Here is a 16,438-nt window from a genome sequence, read left to right as displayed (position 1 = left end):
CCGCTTGGTTACTTGCTCGCGGCCATCAAGCGGTTGACTTCACTGCGCACCATGTTGGCGAACTCAGGCGGTGACATGGTATCCAGCTCCGCGCGAACCCATTCCGCCCATTTGCCTTTGCGCTTGGCGCGCTCGCCGAACAACCGCGCAGCTTCACCTTTGGCTTTGCCCAGATTGTTCTGCCAGAGTTCGAACAGACGGGATTTCTCGTCTTCCAGAGCGGCGCGCTCTGCGAGGGATTTGTCGGCCAGATTGAAACTCATGGGGAATTATCCTGCTGCGTAAAATGGCGACATCTTACACGCTCGACAGAAATCTCCCGCGCAGGTTTTTCTTTCTGACCTAAATTCAGTGCAACTTTTCGCGATGCGCCACACTCCATTGATCACTGTCCATTCAACTGCAAGGAGTCACCCAATGGCCCGGAAATCCGCCGTGCAAGCCGCCCAGGATCAAATCAAGGATCAAGCCTTCAGCGAGCTTCAGGCATTGATCGAAGAATCCGACAAACTGCTGAAGAACAGTGCCTCACTGGTTGGCGAGGAAGCGGAAACCCTGCGCGGGCAAATAGCCCTGAAGTTGGAGCAAGCCCTGGAATCGGTGTCGAACGTACGCGAACGCACCAAACCTGCAGTCGAGGCCACCGAGAGCTACATCGGCGGCCATCCATGGCAGACCGTGGCTATTTCCGCCGGTTTTGGTCTGGTGGTGGGGTTGTTGCTCGGCCGCCGCTGATACAACCGCAACCTCCGAAGCGGCTGGCGTTGCCAGCTGCTTCGGCGTTTCAGCCTCAGGCAGGTCTAGCCCCCGCAAGCGCCCGCAGATTGTCCAAGGTCTGCGCATCCAGCTCGATACCTCCAGCCGCTGACTTGGTCCGTTGTTGATGACGGCGGTCCCCCGGCAAACGTTTAAGCCCTGCACCATGCATCTGCCGCACCAGCTCCTGGCTGCGCTCGGCAAAACTCTGCCCGGCGGCCTTGCTCGGGTCGATCACAATCAGCAACTGTCCGGTCCACGGGGTCTTGGCTCCCGGGTGGTTGGACCAGTCGAACTCGAAAGAAAAATTCCCACCTGTCAACGCTGCCGCCAGCAACTCCACCATCATCGACAGTGCTGAGCCCTTGTGCCCGCCAAACGGCAGCAAAGCGCCGCCCTCAAGGATGGCCTTTGGGTCCTGGGTCGGCTGGCCAAGGCTGTCGACGCCCATGCCCGCTGGCAGACGCTCGCCCTTGCGCGCGGCGATCTGTACGTCGCCATGGGCAATCGCGCTGGTGGCCAGATCAAAGACGATGGGATCGCCGTCGGCGCGTGGTGCGGCAAAGGCAATCGGGTTAGTGCCAAACAGCGGCCGGTCGGCACCGTGCGGCACCACGCAGGTCATGCTGTTGACCACGCTCAAAGCCACCAGCCCTTCGTAGGCAAAGGGTTCAACATCGGGCCACAACGCGGCGAAGTGATGGGAGTTGCGGATTGCCAGCACTGCGATGCCCGCACTGCGAGCCTTCTCCACCAGCAAAGCGCGCGCTGCCGCCAGCGCAGGCTGGGCAAACCCGTTGCCGGCATCGACCCGGACGAAGCCTGAGGCCACGTCTTCTACCAGCGGGATGGCCTGGCCGTTGACCCAGCCACTTTGCAGGGTCGATACATACCCGGGAATACGGAACACGCCATGGCTGTGGGCACCGTCTCGCTCGGCGCCCGCGCAGTTGAGGGCCAGGGTGCGGGCGACTTCGGCGCTGGTGCCATGGCGCAGGAAGATCTTTTCCAGTAACTGGGTCAATTCATCAAAAGACAGATTTTGCGAAGCCGTGGGCGTGGCAAGTTCGTGTGGCGCAGACATCTGAAGCTCCAGATTAATTATTGGAGGGAACAACAGCGTGTAATGACAAACAAACCGATTAAACAAAGTGAGCTGCACGGCCTGTCAATCTTTCGACCGGGCGGCGTTCAACCGGATCAATGTAACCGACCCGGCGGGAAATTTGGCGATAACTATTTACCAGGCGGCCCTTTGAACGGCAGGTTTAAATGAAAAACATTGCTGTTTGATGGGTAATTGCCATGACGGATGTTCTCGGCAACTTCCCCTCAAGGTTAGAATGTGCGAAATCAGGACGAGTCAATGACCCAAGACACTCTCTCGGAAGCCGAATATGACGCCATTACCGATGCCGCTGCGCATTGGTGCATGCGTCTGCATGCCATCGACTGCACCGCGCAAGAGCGCCTGGCGTTTGAGCAGTGGCTGGATGCTCATCCGCTGCACGCATTTGAGTACGAAGCGATGCTGGAGATCTGGGAAGTCGCTGGCGACCTGCCGCGTCCGGCCACCGAAGGTGCGGCCGTCCTCCCTTCAAGCCTGCCTCCCCTTGGCGAACCTTCGGTATTGCAGCCGCGGTCTGTGGGCTGGCGCTACCGCTGGCCGCCTACAGCGGCTGGAACCTGGGTTGGCTGCCCAATGCCTACGAGCACATTGAAGCGGGCGATACGGTGCGCCATGTGACCCTCAGTGATGGCAGCGAAGTCGAGCTGAACCTGGGCAGTAACCTGACGTTTACCAACTACAAGGATCAGCGCCGCGTTACCTTGAACAAGGGTGAAGCCTTTTTCAAAGTCAGCCACGACACGAGCCACCCGTTCATCGTGAAGGCCGCTGACGGCCGGATTCGGGTCACCGGGACTCAATTCAATGTCTGGATGTATGAGGATCAGGTACGGGTCAACCTGATCGAGGGTTCGGTGCTGGTCAGCAGTAACGATGACCTTCCAGGTGATGGCCTGCGCCTGGGTCCTGCCATGCAGGCCAGCTATGGTCGCGGAGACTACACTGCGCGCATCAGCCAGACCTACGACAACGACAATTCGCTGGCCTGGCGCAGCGGCAAGCTGGTACTCGATGACCTGACGCTGAGCAACGCCCTGCCCCTGATCAACCGCTATCTAAGCAAACCCCTGGCGGTCGCCGACCACAACACCGGTGCGCTGCGGATCGGCGGAATCTACAACATCAAGGAGCTCAATTCTTTGGTGGCCTCGCTGCCCAAGGTGCTGCCGGTGTACGTGACCCGCAACAAGGATGGTAACCCGGTGCTCAACGCCATGCCGCAACAGGCCCCAAAAATCTGATACTCGCCCACAAAGTTGTTATCACAGGCTCATGTGCAAAGACTTGCTCTCGCAGGGTCGCGCCTAGCGGCCATCCCCTCGCTGATCCGCTCGACCCGGTACTGCGGATCTGCCTCGATCTGCTGTTGGGTAAACGGCAAGACGCTGAGCTTCTTCCGGGAAAACGCCTCGGTCTGATCCCGCGAATGCTTTGACTGGGGATCGCTCGACAGCGAAAACGCCAGCAGCCCCTGGGCGTGTGGCCCCTTTTCATCGAAGGTCACCACCTGCAGGTAACTGGTGCCGCTGACCACCTCGAGCCGGCCGTCACTCCTGGGCACGCTCTGTATCGCGTTGTACACACCCAAGGTGCCTGGCCCGCCATGGATCGGCGTTTGCTGCCCGCCACTGCTGGCCACCTGGATGTCGCCCCAGCGACTGTGCTCGTTCAAGCCCATTTTGGCCGCCTTCTCCAACGACGCCAACATTGCTCCACGAATCGTTTCGGCAACCTGCGGCTCATCCACCCGCAGCCCGCGCGGCGTGTGCTGCGGGTCTTGTGGATCGAAACCCACACGCCATGCATCAGGCGACTCCTGCAGCGCCTGCATGATGTTCTGGAAGTGCACAAATCCGATACCACTGTCCAGATTCGCCCTGCGGTCCCAGGCTTTGAGGCTATTGCATACCGCAGCGAGTTGCTGCGCATCAGCCCCTTGGCCTGAAGCGCATAGCAGCAGCATATCCGGCATCACCAGGCCAGCGAGGTAGACCTCATCATCCAGCACCATGCGTTGCAGGTCGGCGGCGCCAATACGCCCCTTTGCCAAGGCCTGCAGGCGCTGCAGCGCGAAGCGCGAACGCAGCCCCAGCGGCTGCTCCTGCTGGCTGATCAACGGTGAGAATCCAGTCAGCGGTTGCGCAGGGTTGACCATCCACGCCGAGTCGTTGGAGTGCTGCACGAAGTCCTTGCGCAGCAGTTGCGGTAAGTCGGCAGCGGCATAAATACCGGGTTGCACAGCCTGGGGATCGACGTCCCACGCGCATTCGCTGCGAGAACCATCGAGCACGATCATCTGCAGGCCGGCGCGCGGGTCGCTGCACGCCGCCAGTTTCGCGGCATTCACGTTGGGCACGACCGAAAGGTTCATGTAGAGCGTCTGGCCCTGATCATCGGCGGCCAGGGTGTTGACCCAGGGGATACCCTGGATCTTGTGCACCGACGCTTGCAACTGGCCAAGGCTGGTTGCGCGGTTCATCGAGTACCACTGCTGTAGCACCCGATCGTTTTCCAGATTGGCATCGCGCAGGCTGTAGGCGAACTGCGAATCCCAGTCCAGCTTGCCGGGCCATTGCACCACGGGGCCGAATCGCGAGCTGTAGACTTCGCGTGTCATCGGCTGCACCTGACCGTCCGCAGTTTTTGCCTTTACCATCACGGTCTGCTTGCTCATCGGCAACGATTTGCCGTCAAGCAGGTAATGCGTCGGATCCTTCGGATCAAGCTGCAAGCGATACAACGTGAAGTGCTTCGACGAATCGACGGTGTGAGTCCAGGCGACATGCTGGTTGAAACCGATATTGATCATTGGCAGGCCAGGCAAGGCGGCGCCCATGACGTCGAGTTTGCCGGGAATGGTCAGATGCATCTGATAGAAACGCATACCGCCCACCCACGGAAAGTGCGGGTTTGCCAACAACATGCCACGGCCATTGAACGAGCGCTCGCTGCCCACGGCCACCGCATTGCTGCCGCGATCCAGGGCAAAGCGTTGCTGGCGCGTGGACGCCACCTGGAACGAAGCCGGCGGACCGGCCTGTGCAGCGCCTGCCTGGGGCGGCGAGGCACCCGCCAGTGCTTCGGCAAACTGACCGACCCCTCCCTCGACCAGCAAGCGCCGGGTCAGCTTGACCAGATCCTGCGCGGTGATGTCGCGCACCCATTCGCCCTGGCACTGCGGGGGCAGGCCCTTGGCCCGGTTTTCTTTCAGGGAGCGATTGAAACCCGCCACATAACCTTCCATCAGGTCGCGCACCGGGGGCGTTTGCGCCTGCCAGAATGCGGCAACCGCCTGGGGCGTGTTGAGCCAGGTGAAAAACACGTCGCTGACCTGGTTCTCCCGCTCTTCCACGGTCAACTGGGTCGGACCGAAGTAGCGCGAGCGCTCGCCATTGACCGTGACAATCTCGTTCGCCAGCAAGCACAGATTATCTTGCGCATAGGCGTAACCGATCCCGTAGCCCAGGCCGCGCTCGTTGTCGGCGCGGATGTGCGGTACGCCAAAACTGGTACGCCGGATATCTGCAAAGGCCTCGGTCGGCTGCGCGCTTGCCGCAACGTTCACCGCTGCCAATACACCCGCAAGGCTCAATCGGGTCAACTGCCTGGAAATAATCACGCTCGCTCCTGATCGAAAATGCCAGTCATTGGCTGTACGTACGCGACTGGCCTTCCCCAAGAACGAAAATCCCGGGCAAAAATTTAGCGCCTGCAACACGGTCTGCAAGGCCGCTCACACCTTGCCGACATGGCGTCGACAAAATTTCTACATTTGAGCCTTCATGATTTGCCCCTCTCATCCGTCTTATTAAATGAGAGCACCCATCATTTACCGGACAAAGCTCGGAAAAGGAGTTTTTGCATGTACAACTCGCAACTGCCAACGGACGGTAGCATTGCGCCAATGGGAACATCCATTGGTGCCGGCGTTTTCGATCAACGTACCGATCGCCATGGCAACGAACGCATCAGGGTCCTGCTCAAGAGCTTCGGCCTGCGCACCAGCCTGATCCGCCTCAAAGTCATCGACGCCCTGTTGAGCGCCGCCGAACAGGAGCGTTCGCTGGGCGTGCGCGGGGTGCACAGCCAACTGCTGGACCTGGATATCCCCCTGTCCTTTCTCAGCGTGCGCGAAGTGTTGAAACGCTTGTGCAGCGAAGGGGTGATCAGCCTCAACCCGGACAAGAGCTACAGCCTCAATCCCCAGGCATTCGCCGCATTGCACGGCGAATAATCATCCAGTGTGCGTCGTTCAGGGCTTGACCTTGCGGCGCATGACGCCGTTGATCACGACCACCAGCACCGCCACGCCAATGGCGATGTACTGGAAGGTTTTTTCGCCGATGACGCCGGTGTTCTGCAGATAAGACAAGCCAAACATGATCGCCAGCACTACCAGCGAGATCAAAATCGAATACTTCAAACGTTGTGACTGGGTCATGGGTCATTCCTGAACGTGAAAATATAGCCGCCTGCCTGTCGGGGCGCAGGCGGCTCATCATGTTACAGGACTCGATTCCAGCCGGCACCGATGGTTTGCGGTGCAGTTGCACCCCAAGCTTTGCCTCAGGATGGATCCGCCTTGATCCTTCCTGCGCATTTTTGTAGTACTTGGAAACACTCCTTGAAGGCCTGGCCGTCGAAAAAGGTCAAAATGCACGTTTCCGGCCGCAATTCGAGACGAGACTCCCCATGCGAATCCATTTGCGTCTGGTCGCCCTGAGCGCCCTGTTCATCTCCTCCCTGGCTCAAGCGGCCGACCTGATCCCCATCGAAGTCCACCGCGATGCCAATTGCGGTTGCTGCAAAAAGTGGATCAGCCACCTCGAAGCCAACGGTTTCAAAGTCGAAGACCACGTCGAAGCCGACATGAGCAGCTTCAAGCAACAACATGGCGTACCGCCGCGCCTGGCGTCCTGCCACACCGGCCTGATCAATGGCAAATTTGTCGAAGGCCACGTTCCCGCCGATCAGGTGCTGGCCTTGAGCAAGCGCGACGATTTGCTGGGCGTGGCCGCCCCGGCATGCCCATGGGTTCGCCCGGAATGGAAATGGACGGCATGAGCGACGCCTATCAGGTGATCGGCCTGAACAAGGCTGGCGCTGACGTGGTGGTGGCGGACTATCCGGCCAAGTGATTGTTGGGGCCTACCTGGGGCTTTTCCTCGCCGCGTTCGGCGCCGCCACCTTGCTGCCGTTGCAATCGGAAGCCCTGCTGGTGGGTTTGCTGCTCAGTGGCAAGTACTGGCTCTGGGCACTGCTGGCGGTGGCGACACTTGGCAACGTCCTGGGGTCACTGGTGAACTGGTGGCTGGGGCGCGGTATCGAGCGCTTTCGTGATCGTCGCTGGTTTCCGGTGAGCCCCCGACACCTGGAAAAAGCCCGGGTGCACTACCAGCGTTATGGCCATTGGTCGCTGCTGCTCAGTTGGCTGCCGATTATTGGCGACCCGCTGACCCTGGTGGCTGGCGTCATGCGTGAGCCATTGGGACGATTCCTGCTGATTGTCACTTTCGCCAAGGGCGCGCGTTACGGTGTACTGGCCGCAGCGACCCTGGGCTGGGCCGGTTGAACGATCAGCCCCGCGTATTGCCTGTTTAATGTTGCCCTAATGAGGCCGTCCCAGGATTGGTCGATTACCAAGGAGTTCACCCATGCCCCTCGCCTTTTCCCGCTGGCTGCCCGGCCTGATGTTGAGCGCTGCGCTGCCTGCTCTTGCCTACGCCGAAGGTCCGGAATATGGCCCGGAACTGCAAGGCTTCGAATACCCTTACACCCTTAAACACTTCGCCTTTCAATCCCAGGGTAAATCCCTGCAGATGGGTTACATGGACGTCGCGGCGCACGGCAAGGCCAACGGTCGCACCGTGGTGCTGATGCATGGCAAGAATTTTTGCGCAGCAACCTGGGACAGTTCGATCGAGGCTTTGAGCGAAGCGGGCTACCGGGTGATCGCGCCGGATCAGATCGGTTTCTGCACCTCGAGCAAGCCAGCACATTACCAGTACAGCTTCCAGCAACTGGCGACCAATACCCAGCAACTGCTCAAGGCCCTGGGCATCCAGAAGGCCACCCTGCTGGGGCATTCCACCGGCGGCATGCTCGCCACCCGCTACGCGCTGCAATACCCCGAACAAGTCGACCAACTGGCCATGGTGAACCCCATTGGCCTTGAAGACTGGAAAGCCCTCGGCGTGCCCTATCGCACCGTGGACCAATGGTATGAGCGTGAGCTGAAAGTAACCGCACAAGGCATCCGCGACTACGAGCGCAGCACCTACTATGACGGGCGCTGGAAGCCTGAATACGACCGTTGGGTCGACATGTATGCAGGCCTGGCCAAAGGGCCGGGCAAGACCCAGGTGGCGTGGAATTCGGCGTTGATCTACGACATGATCTTCACCCAGCCGGTGTACTACGAATTCAAGGACCTGAAAGTGCCCACGCTGTTGCTGATAGGCACGTCCGATACCACGGCCATCGGCAAGGACATCGCACCGCCGCAGGTCAAGGCGAAAATCGGCCATTACGAAGTGCTGGGTAAACAAGTGGCCAAACTGATTCCACAGTCGACCCTGGTGGAGTTCCCCGGCATGGGCCATGCACCGCAAATGGAAGAACCGGAAAAATTTCACCAGGCCTTGCTCGCCTGGTTGAGCAAGACCAACTCCGTTCCTTGATGAGGTAAGGCCAATGGCTGTGCGAATTGCGGTGCTCGATGACTGGCAGGACGTGGCGCGCGACGTGGTGGACTGGACAGCACTGGACGCCATTGGCCAGGTGAGTTTCCTTCACGACTTCCCGGCCGATAACGCCACCCTCGCCCAGCGCCTGCAGGCCTTCCAGGTGATTTGCGTGATGCGTGAACGCACGCAGTTCGATGAAGACCTGCTCAAGCGATTGCCCAACCTCAAGCTGCTGGTCACGGGTGGCATGCGTAACGCGGCGCTGGACATGCAAGCGGCGGCAGCGCTCGGCATTCAGGTCTGCGGCACTGACAGCTACAAGCACGCCGCGCCGGAACTGACCTGGGCACTGATCATGGCCGCCACACGCAATCTGGTGAACGAGGCCAATGCCTTGCGCGCGGGTCAATGGCAGCAAGGTCTGGGCGCTGATCTGCATGGGCGGACGCTGGGCATCCTTGGCCTTGGCAGCATCGGCCAGAAAGTCGCACAGTTCGGGCAGGTCTTCGGCATGCGGGTGATCGCCTGGAGTGAAAACCTCACGGCTGAGCGGGCCGAACAGGCTGGCGTGACCTATGTCAGCAAGCAGGCAGTTGTTCGAGCAGGCCGACGTACTATCGGTGCATCTGGTACTCAGCGAGCGCAGCCGTGGGCTGGTGGACGCCGAGGCGCTAGGGTGGATGAAGCCCCACGCGCTGCTGGTCAACACCGCACGCGGACCGATCGTGGACGAGGCGGCGCTGATCAAGGCGTTGCAAAAACAGCAATTGGGCGGCGCGGCACTCGATGTGTTCGAACAAGAACCCTTGCCAGCCCATCACCCGTTCCGAACACTCGACACTGTGTTGGCAACACCGCATGTGGGCTACGTGAGCCGGCAGAACTATCAGCTGTTCTTTTCGCAGATGATTGAAGACATCCAGGCCTGGTCAACGGGAGCACCGATCCGCCTGCTGACCTGATCAGCAGTCAGGCAGGACACCATCATTTGAGCTTTGCTTACAGGGAGCGCTGCAAAGAAATGAACATTTGCCGGCGCGGCGATGTTCTATAAGTATCACCCCTGAGGATTGGCTCATGAATACTCGTCTTGCCTGGTGCTCCCCCCTGCTGCTGGCCGCTGCGCTATCCAGCTCCCTTGCCTTCGCCAACGCCGACGAAGAAGAGGAGCCGGCCAAGCCCAATTGTCCCAAAGACCAGGTCTGGGACAGCAAGCAGCAAAAATGCCTGATGCAAGACAGCAGCCTGCTGCCTGACGCCGACCGCACCACTTACGCCTATCGCCTGGCCAAGGATGGCCGCTACGAAGAAGCCCTGGCGCTGCTCGACACGCTGAAACAACCCCACACCGCCAAGGCACTGAACTATCGCGGGTACGCCACGCGCAAACTGGGGCGCACCGACGAAGGCATCGGCTATTACCTGCAGTCGGTCAAACTCGATCCGCAGTATGCACAGGTGCGCGAATACCTCGGCGAAGCCTATGTGATCAAAGGCCGCGTCGACCTGGCACAGGAGCAGTTGCAGCAGATCAAGTCCATCTGCGGCGACACCCGCTGCGAGGCTTATAAGGATCTGGCCGAGGCGATCAACGCCTCATCGAAAACCTGAAACGACAGCGACGCCGCAGGCTGAATCCGCACCAGGCCCTGGGCGCTGGCGGGGTCGTTTGTCCATCTCAGGCCGCATTCGGCAACCACAACCTGAACCGGGCGCCGCCCAGGGGCGAAGCCTCCACCGTAAGTGTGCCGCTTTGGGCCTCCAGGGCTCGACGGCTGATGGCCAGGCCCAGCCCAAAGCCTCCGGTGGCGCGATCGCGGCTGCGATCAAGCCGGTAGAAGGGTTCGAAAATTCGCTCACGTTCGTCGTCAGGGATTCCGATCCCGTCGTCATCCACCCAGATTTCGCAGCCGTGCGCCAGCACCTGCACGCTGACCTGGATACGTTTCTCGCAGTAGCGCATGGCATTGCGCAATAGGTTCTGCAGCGCCCGCGCGGTGAGGCGTGGGTCGAGGCTGAAGCGCTCAAGCTGGCCATGCAGCCACACGTCGATGACGATGTCCGGCGACTCCAGCTCTTCGTCGACACTGCCCAGCACGCTGTCGATGAACTCATCCAGCGAGACCTCGACTTGCTCAGGCAGACGCGCAGGATTTTGCAGGCGGCTGTAGGACAGCAACTCCAGCACCAGTTCATCCAGTTCGCGAATGTGTGCCACCAAGCCTTGCAAGCGCTCGCGAGTGGCCGCTGGCAAGTCATCGGAGAGTGCCAGCGCCAGGCCGAAATCCAGGCGTGTGAGAGGCGTGCGCAGTTCGTGAGAGACGGCATTGAGCAGGTCTCGCTGCTGGTTGAGCAGGCTTTCGATGTCACTGGCCATGGTGTCAAACACGTTCGCCAGGCTGCCGATATTGGAGCGCGGCGAAATATTCGTGCGCTCACTCAGTTGCCCTTTGCCGAAACGTTCGGCGGTACCCTTGAGGCGCTCCAGATCACGCCAGTGCGCGCGCAGCCACAGTAACAGGCAGGCGAGCATGGTCGCGCCAATCAGCAGGTTAATGCTCCAGTACAACAGGTTGACGTCCAGCGGATCCGGCGGCACCACCATCTTGACCACGGTTTGCTCGTTCAGAGGCGCCACCGCCAGGGTGCGCCAGCCCCAGTCACCGATGCGCACCACTTTCTCGCCGCGCTGCAGGCGCTGGCTCTCAGCCGGAGAGAAATCAGCGTCGTCGATGGGTGACAGCACGATGTGCAGCGGCGCGAACTCCTTGTCCATCTGCTCGGCCAGGCCAGGCCACTGATCGTGCGGCGCAGCATGAAACTGCTTGGTGATCAGCGATTGCAGGCCGCGCGAATAATCCAGGTTATAGGTGACGAATCGATCGCGGAACGCCATGACCACCAGATCAGGCACCAGATAGATCGCCGCGCTGTACGAGACAATCGTCACCAGGTACAGACGAAAGAGGATGCGAAACATCAGCTCAGCATTCCCACTCGGAGCGGCTGAATAGATAACCCTTGCCCCACACGGTCTTGATCTTGCGTGCTTCGCCGGCGTGGTCGTCGAACTTGCGCCGCAGCTTGGAGATCGCGACGTCCACCGAGCGGTCGGTGCCGTTGAATTCGATGCCGCGCAAACGTTGCAGAATCTGGTCTCGGCTCAGCACTTCGCCGGCATGCCGGGCCAGTACCACCAGCAGGTTGTACTCACCGCTGGACAGTTCCACCGGTTGATCGCGCCAGCTCACGGTACGCTCGGACAGATCAATGCACAGATTGCCCATGACGATGCGATCGTTGACCGTCAACGGCTCGCCGAGACTGCTGCGGCGCAGCAAGGTACGCACCCGCGCCAGCAGTACTCGGGGCTCGCACGGCTTGGTCACGTAATCGTCGGCGCCCATTTCCAGGCCCAGCACCTGGTCGTGGCTGTCATCGCGGGCGGTGAGCATCAGGATCGGCAGCGTTGCCGAGTCGGCACGCAGCAAGCGGCACACCTGCAAGCCGTCGAGGCCCGGCAGCATCAGGTCGAGAATCACCAGATCCGGCGGATTGACCCGCGCCCGCTCACGTACGTGATCGCCACGGCCGATGACGCTGACGGAATAGCCGTTGCGCTCCAGGTAGCTGGAAATCAGTTCGGCGAGGGCGGTGTCGTCTTCGACCAGGAGGATGTTGGGCATGGGTGATCCAGAAAGTGCAGTGGCAACATTGAAGGCCTCATCGCGGGCAGGCCCGCTCCCACAGTGTTCTCGGGTGTTCACATGATTCGTGTCCACAACCGATCCCCGTGGGAGCGGGCTTGCCCGCGATGGCGATGCAACTGTCGCAATAAATTTCAAGGCGTAAAGGATATACGCCCTCACCCGTCCCTGAGTAAAACCCTTACACAATTTCACACAGCGCCTACAAAGCTTCACCTCTACTCTCGCCCCCTCCCCGTAGGATGCCGGGGGTCACTATTGGGGTAATACATGTCGAAGAAACTGCTCGCCAGGCTCAGTCTGATTGCACTTGCGCTGACGCTGAGCGCCTGTGACAAGTCGTCGATCGCCGAGGAGACCGCGCCACTGGCTACCGTGCGCATCGAAACCATCGAGGCGCGGCCGCTGTCGATTACCAGCGAACTGAGCGGGCGGATTGCCGCGCCGCGCATGGCCGAGGTCCGCGCCAGGGTCCCTGGCGTGGTGTTACAACGGACCTTTCGCGAAGGCAGCGACGTCAAGCAGGGGGACGTACTGTTTCGTATCGACCCGGCGCCGTTCAAGGCTGACCTCGATAGCGCCGAGGCTGCGCTGCGCAAGGCCGAGGCCAACGCGTTCCAGGCGCGCTTGCAGGAGCAGCGCTACGCCCAGCTGGTGGAAGGCAACGCCATCAGCGGCCAGGATTACGACAACGCCCGGGCCGCCGTGCGGCAAACTGCCGCCGACGTCGCCGGCAACAAGGCCGCGGTCGAGCGCGCCCGCCTCAATCTGGGTTACGCCACGGTCACCGCGCCAATCTCCGGGCGTGTCGGGCGTGCGCTGGTCACCGAAGGCGCGCTGGTCGGGCAAAACGAAACCACACCATTGGCGCTGATTCAGCAGCTCAATCCGATCCACGCCGACGTCACCCAGTCGACCCGTGAGCTGAACGAACTGCGCCGCGCGTTCCGCTCCGGTCAGTTGCAGCAGGTTGGCCAGGATCAAGTCAAAGCCACACTGATTCAGGACGACGGCAGTCTTTACCCGCTGCCGGGCAAGTTGCTCTTCGCGGATATCACGGTTGATCCGGGCACCGGGCAGATCATTCTGCGCAGCGAGTTCCCCAACCCGGACCTCGATCTGCTTCCGGGCAGTTTCGTGCGCGTGCGACTTGAGCAGGCAACCATCAAAGATGGCATTACCGTGCCGCAACGCGCGGTACAGCGTGACAGCGCCGGTATTGCGCAGGTGCTGACGGTCGATGAGCAAATGCGCATTGCCCAGCAACCGGTGCAACTGGGCGCGGTGCAAAACGATCGCTGGATCGTCACTGGCGGCCTCAAGCCCGGCGACCGCATTGTCATCGAAGGCCTGCAACACGCCCGTCCCGGCGAGAAAGTGCAGATCGACGACACCCCTCTTCCACTTGCCCAGGTTTCTGGCCAGTAAGCAGGACGCTTTTCTATGCCGCAGTTCTTTATCGACCGCCCGGTATTTGCCTGGGTCGTTGCGTTGTTCATCCTGTTGGCCGGTGCGCTCGCCATCCCGCAATTGCCGGTGGCGCAATACCCCGATGTCGCGCCGCCGCAGATCGAAATCTATGCCGTGTACCCCGGTGCATCGGCGCAGACCATCGACGAGAGCGTGGTCAGCCTGATCGAGGAAGAGCTCAACGGCGCTGACAATCTGCTGTATTTCGAGTCCCAGAGCAGCCTGGGCAGCGCGACGATCAAGGCCACTTTCCAGCCCGGCACCAACCCGGAGCTGGCCCAGGTCGACGTGCAGAACCGCTTTAAAGTAGTCGAATCTCGACTGCCCCAGGCGGTGAACCAGCAGGGTTTGCAGGTGGAAAAAGTGTCCTCCGGCTTTTTGCTGTTGATCACCCTGACCTCCAGCGACGGCAAGCTCGACGAGACTGCGCTCAGCGATTACCTGGCGCGCAACGTGATGAACGAAATCAAGCGCCTGGACGGCGTCGGCAAGGCGCAGTTATACGGTGCCGAGCGGGCCATGCGTATCTGGATCGACCCGCAGAAGCTGATCGGTTTCAACCTGACCCCAGCTGACGTCAACGCTGCCATCGTTGCACAGAATGCCCAGGTCTCGGCCGGCAGCATCGGCGACTTGCCGACCCGCAGCACCCAGGAAATCACTGCAACCATTCTGGTCAAAGGCCAGCTCTCGACCCCGGAAGAATTCGCCGACATCGTGCTCAAGGCCAATCCCGACGGTTCCACCGTGCGCATCGGTGACGTCGCACGGGTCGAGGTTGGCAGTCAGGAATACCAGTTCGGCACCCGCCTGAACGGCAAGCCGTCGACCGCCGTCAGCGTGCAGCTGGCACCGAGCGCCAACGCCCTGAAAACCGCGACCCTGGTGCGGGCCAAGATGGACGAGCTGGCGCGGTATTTCCCGGCAGGCGTCGAATACAAGATCCCTTACGACACCTCGCCCTTCGTCAAGGTCTCGATCACCAAGGTCGTCTACACCCTCGGCGAGGCAATGTTGCTGGTGTTTGCGGTGATGTTCCTGTTCCTGCAGAACGTGCGCTACACGCTGATCCCTACGCTGGTGGTGCCAGTGGCGCTGATGGGCACTTTCGCGACCATGCTGGCGCTGGGCTTTTCGATCAACGTGCTGACCATGTTCGGCATGGTTCTGGCCATTGGCATCCTGGTCGATGACGCCATCGTAGTGGTGGAGAACGTCGAGCGCATCATGGTCACCGAGGGCCTGTCGCCCAAGGAAGCGACGCGCAAGGCGATGCAGCAGATCACCGGGGCGATCATCGGCATCACCCTGGTGCTGGTGGCCGTGTTCATTCCCATGGCGTTCATGCAGGGCTCGGTCGGGGTGATCTACCGGCAGTTCTCCCTGTCGATGGCCACCTCGATCCTGTTCTCGGCGTTCCTCGCCCTGACCTTGACCCCGGCCCTGTGCGCGACCTTGCTCAAACCGATCGCCAAGGGTGAACATCATGAAAAGCGCGGTTTCTTCGGCTGGTTCAATCGACGTTTCGAGCAACTGACCGAACGTTATCAAGCCTGGGTCGCTTACGCGCTCAAACGTACGGGGCGCTATCTGCTGATCTACGGCGTGCTGCTGATCGCCCTGGGTATTTGCTTCGTACGCCTGCCCTCCTCGTTCCTCCCGGTGGAGGACCAGGGCTACACCATCACCGACGTACAACTGCCGCCGGGTGCGAGCAAGAACCGTACAGTCGCAGTGGTCGAGCAGATCGAAGCGCATAACGCCAAGGAGCCGGGAGTGGGCGACAGTACGGTGATCCTCGGCTTCAGTTTTTCCGGCAGCGGGCAGAACGCGGCGCTGGCATTCACCACGTTGAAAGACTGGTCCGAACGCGGCAGCGACGATTCGGCGAGCTCGATTGCCGACCGGGCCAACATCGCCCTGAGCCAGATCAAGGACGCCGTGGCGTTCTCGGTGCTGCCGCCACCGGTGGACGGCCTGGGCACTTCCAGTGGTTTCGAGTTCCGCCTGCAGGATCGTGGCGGCCTCGGTCATGCCACGCTGATGCAGGCACGCACCGAGTTGCTGGAGGCAGCAGACAAAAGCCCGATCCTGATGAACGTGCGCGAAAGCGCCCTGGCCGAGGCACCGCAGGTACAATTGATCGTCGACCGCAAGCAGGCCAACGCCTTGGGCGTGTCGTTCGCCGAAATCGGCAATGTACTGTCCACCGCCGTCGGCTCCAGCTACGTCAACGACTTCCCCAATCAGGGGCGCATGCAACGGGTGGTGGTCCAGGCCGAAGGCGATCAGCGCAGCCAGGTGGCGGACCTGTTGCAAATGCACGTGCGCAACAACGCCGGGAAAATGGTGCCGCTGTCGGCCTTCGTCGAGGCCAAATGGACCCAGGGCCCGGCGCAACTGACCCGTTACAACGGCTACCCGGCGATCAGCATTTCCGGTGAACCGAAGCCGGGGCACAGCACCGGCGAAGCCATGGCCGAGATCGAGCGCCTGGTTGCGCTGGGACCTGCGGGTCTGGGCCAGGAATGGACCGGTTTGTCGCTGCAGGAACGGCTGTCCGGAAGCCAGGCGCCGATCCTTTTAGGATTGTCCTTGCTGATCGTGTTCCTGTGCCTGGCGGCCTTGTACGAGAGCTGGTCGATCCCGACTTCAGTGCTCCTGGTCGTACCGCTCGGCGTGCTGGGCGC

The 16,438-nt window shown here is 60.9% G+C and carries 13 protein-coding genes and 3 pseudogenes; 10 read left to right on the top strand and 6 right to left on the bottom strand.

The window, feature by feature from the left end:
- Nucleotides 1-8 precede the first annotated feature (8 nt).
- Nucleotides 9-263 (bottom strand): hypothetical protein, encoded by a 255-nt coding sequence (locus JFT80_RS11070; protein ID WP_201147889.1) that lies wholly within the window; start codon nt 261-263, stop codon nt 9-11.
- 154 nt (nt 264-417) lie between these two features.
- Between JFT80_RS11070 and JFT80_RS11065 the strand changes: the two genes are divergently transcribed.
- Nucleotides 418-735, top strand: coding sequence for a YqjD family protein (locus JFT80_RS11065; protein ID WP_201147888.1), 318 nt, complete (start codon nt 418-420; stop codon nt 733-735).
- A gap of 55 nt (nt 736-790) precedes the next feature.
- Here the strand turns inward: JFT80_RS11065 and JFT80_RS11060 are convergent, their stop codons facing one another.
- Nucleotides 791-1,840, bottom strand: coding sequence for an Ldh family oxidoreductase (locus JFT80_RS11060; protein ID WP_201147887.1), 1,050 nt, complete (start codon nt 1,838-1,840; stop codon nt 791-793).
- A gap of 282 nt (nt 1,841-2,122) precedes the next feature.
- Here JFT80_RS11060 and JFT80_RS11055 point away from each other — a divergent pair.
- Nucleotides 2,123-3,126, top strand: a pseudogene (locus tag JFT80_RS11055) (FecR domain-containing protein).
- 29 nt (nt 3,127-3,155) lie between these two features.
- On the opposite strand, the gene JFT80_RS11050 reads toward JFT80_RS11055, so the two are convergent.
- Nucleotides 3,156-5,504 carry an acylase gene (locus tag JFT80_RS11050; protein WP_201147886.1) on the bottom strand — a complete coding sequence of 783 codons (2,349 nt, stop codon included), beginning with the start codon at nt 5,502-5,504 and terminating at the stop codon, nt 3,156-3,158.
- Nucleotides 5,505-5,747: 243 nt separating this feature from the next.
- On the opposite strand from JFT80_RS11050, the gene JFT80_RS11045 reads away from it, so the two are divergent.
- A complete protein-coding gene (locus tag JFT80_RS11045) occupies nt 5,748-6,119 on the top strand; it encodes a fe2+ zn2+ uptake regulation protein (protein WP_122840585.1) in 372 nt (123 codons plus the stop codon).
- An 18-nt stretch (nt 6,120-6,137) separates the two neighbouring features.
- Here the strand turns inward: JFT80_RS11045 and JFT80_RS11040 are convergent, their stop codons facing one another.
- The gene (locus JFT80_RS11040; RefSeq protein WP_045058337.1) at nt 6,138-6,326 is read right to left on the bottom strand and encodes a hypothetical protein; all 189 of its coding nucleotides are present in this window, start codon (nt 6,324-6,326) and stop codon (nt 6,138-6,140) included.
- A 251-nt stretch (nt 6,327-6,577) separates the two neighbouring features.
- Between JFT80_RS11040 and JFT80_RS11035 the strand changes: the two are divergent.
- From JFT80_RS11035 to JFT80_RS11015, 5 genes and pseudogenes are all read left to right on the top strand, one after another.
- Nucleotides 6,578-7,023, top strand: a pseudogene (locus JFT80_RS11035) (DUF411 domain-containing protein).
- Nucleotides 7,023-7,457, top strand: a complete 435-nt coding sequence (locus JFT80_RS11030; RefSeq protein WP_122840692.1) for a YqaA family protein — start codon at nt 7,023-7,025, stop codon at nt 7,455-7,457. The pseudogene JFT80_RS11035 and the gene JFT80_RS11030 overlap by 1 nt, the downstream one beginning before the upstream one ends.
- 82 nt (nt 7,458-7,539) lie before the next feature.
- Nucleotides 7,540-8,565: an alpha/beta fold hydrolase gene (locus JFT80_RS11025; protein ID WP_201147885.1), complete on the top strand. Its 1,026-nt coding sequence runs from the start codon at nt 7,540-7,542 to the stop codon at nt 8,563-8,565.
- 13 nt (nt 8,566-8,578) lie between these two features.
- Nucleotides 8,579-9,533 (top strand): annotated as a pseudogene (locus JFT80_RS11020) (D-2-hydroxyacid dehydrogenase family protein).
- A 115-nt stretch (nt 9,534-9,648) separates the two neighbouring features.
- Nucleotides 9,649-10,182, top strand: coding sequence for a tetratricopeptide repeat protein (locus JFT80_RS11015; RefSeq protein ID WP_201147884.1), 534 nt, complete (start codon nt 9,649-9,651; stop codon nt 10,180-10,182).
- Between the two features lie 67 nt (nt 10,183-10,249).
- Here the strand turns inward: JFT80_RS11015 and JFT80_RS11010 are convergent, their stop codons facing one another.
- Nucleotides 10,250-11,551 (bottom strand): ATP-binding protein, encoded by a 1,302-nt coding sequence (locus JFT80_RS11010; protein ID WP_201147883.1) that lies wholly within the window; start codon nt 11,549-11,551, stop codon nt 10,250-10,252.
- 4 nt (nt 11,552-11,555) lie between these two features.
- Complete coding sequence (locus JFT80_RS11005; protein ID WP_187678934.1) at nt 11,556-12,257, bottom strand: response regulator transcription factor; 702 nt, start codon at nt 12,255-12,257, stop codon at nt 11,556-11,558.
- Between the two features lie 291 nt (nt 12,258-12,548).
- Here JFT80_RS11005 and JFT80_RS11000 point away from each other — a divergent pair, with 291 nt between their 5' ends.
- Complete coding sequence (locus JFT80_RS11000) at nt 12,549-13,706, top strand: efflux RND transporter periplasmic adaptor subunit (protein WP_201147882.1); 1,158 nt, start codon at nt 12,549-12,551, stop codon at nt 13,704-13,706.
- Nucleotides 13,707-13,721: 15 nt separating this feature from the next.
- Nucleotides 13,722-16,438 (top strand): multidrug efflux RND transporter permease subunit (locus JFT80_RS10995; protein WP_201147881.1); only part of this gene is annotated, 2,717 nt, incomplete at its 3' end.

The sequence above is a fragment of the Pseudomonas sp. TH10 genome (assembly GCF_016651255.1).
Taxonomy (GTDB): domain Bacteria; phylum Pseudomonadota; class Gammaproteobacteria; order Pseudomonadales; family Pseudomonadaceae; genus Aquipseudomonas.
This window is presented reverse-complemented; position numbering and strand designations above follow the sequence as displayed.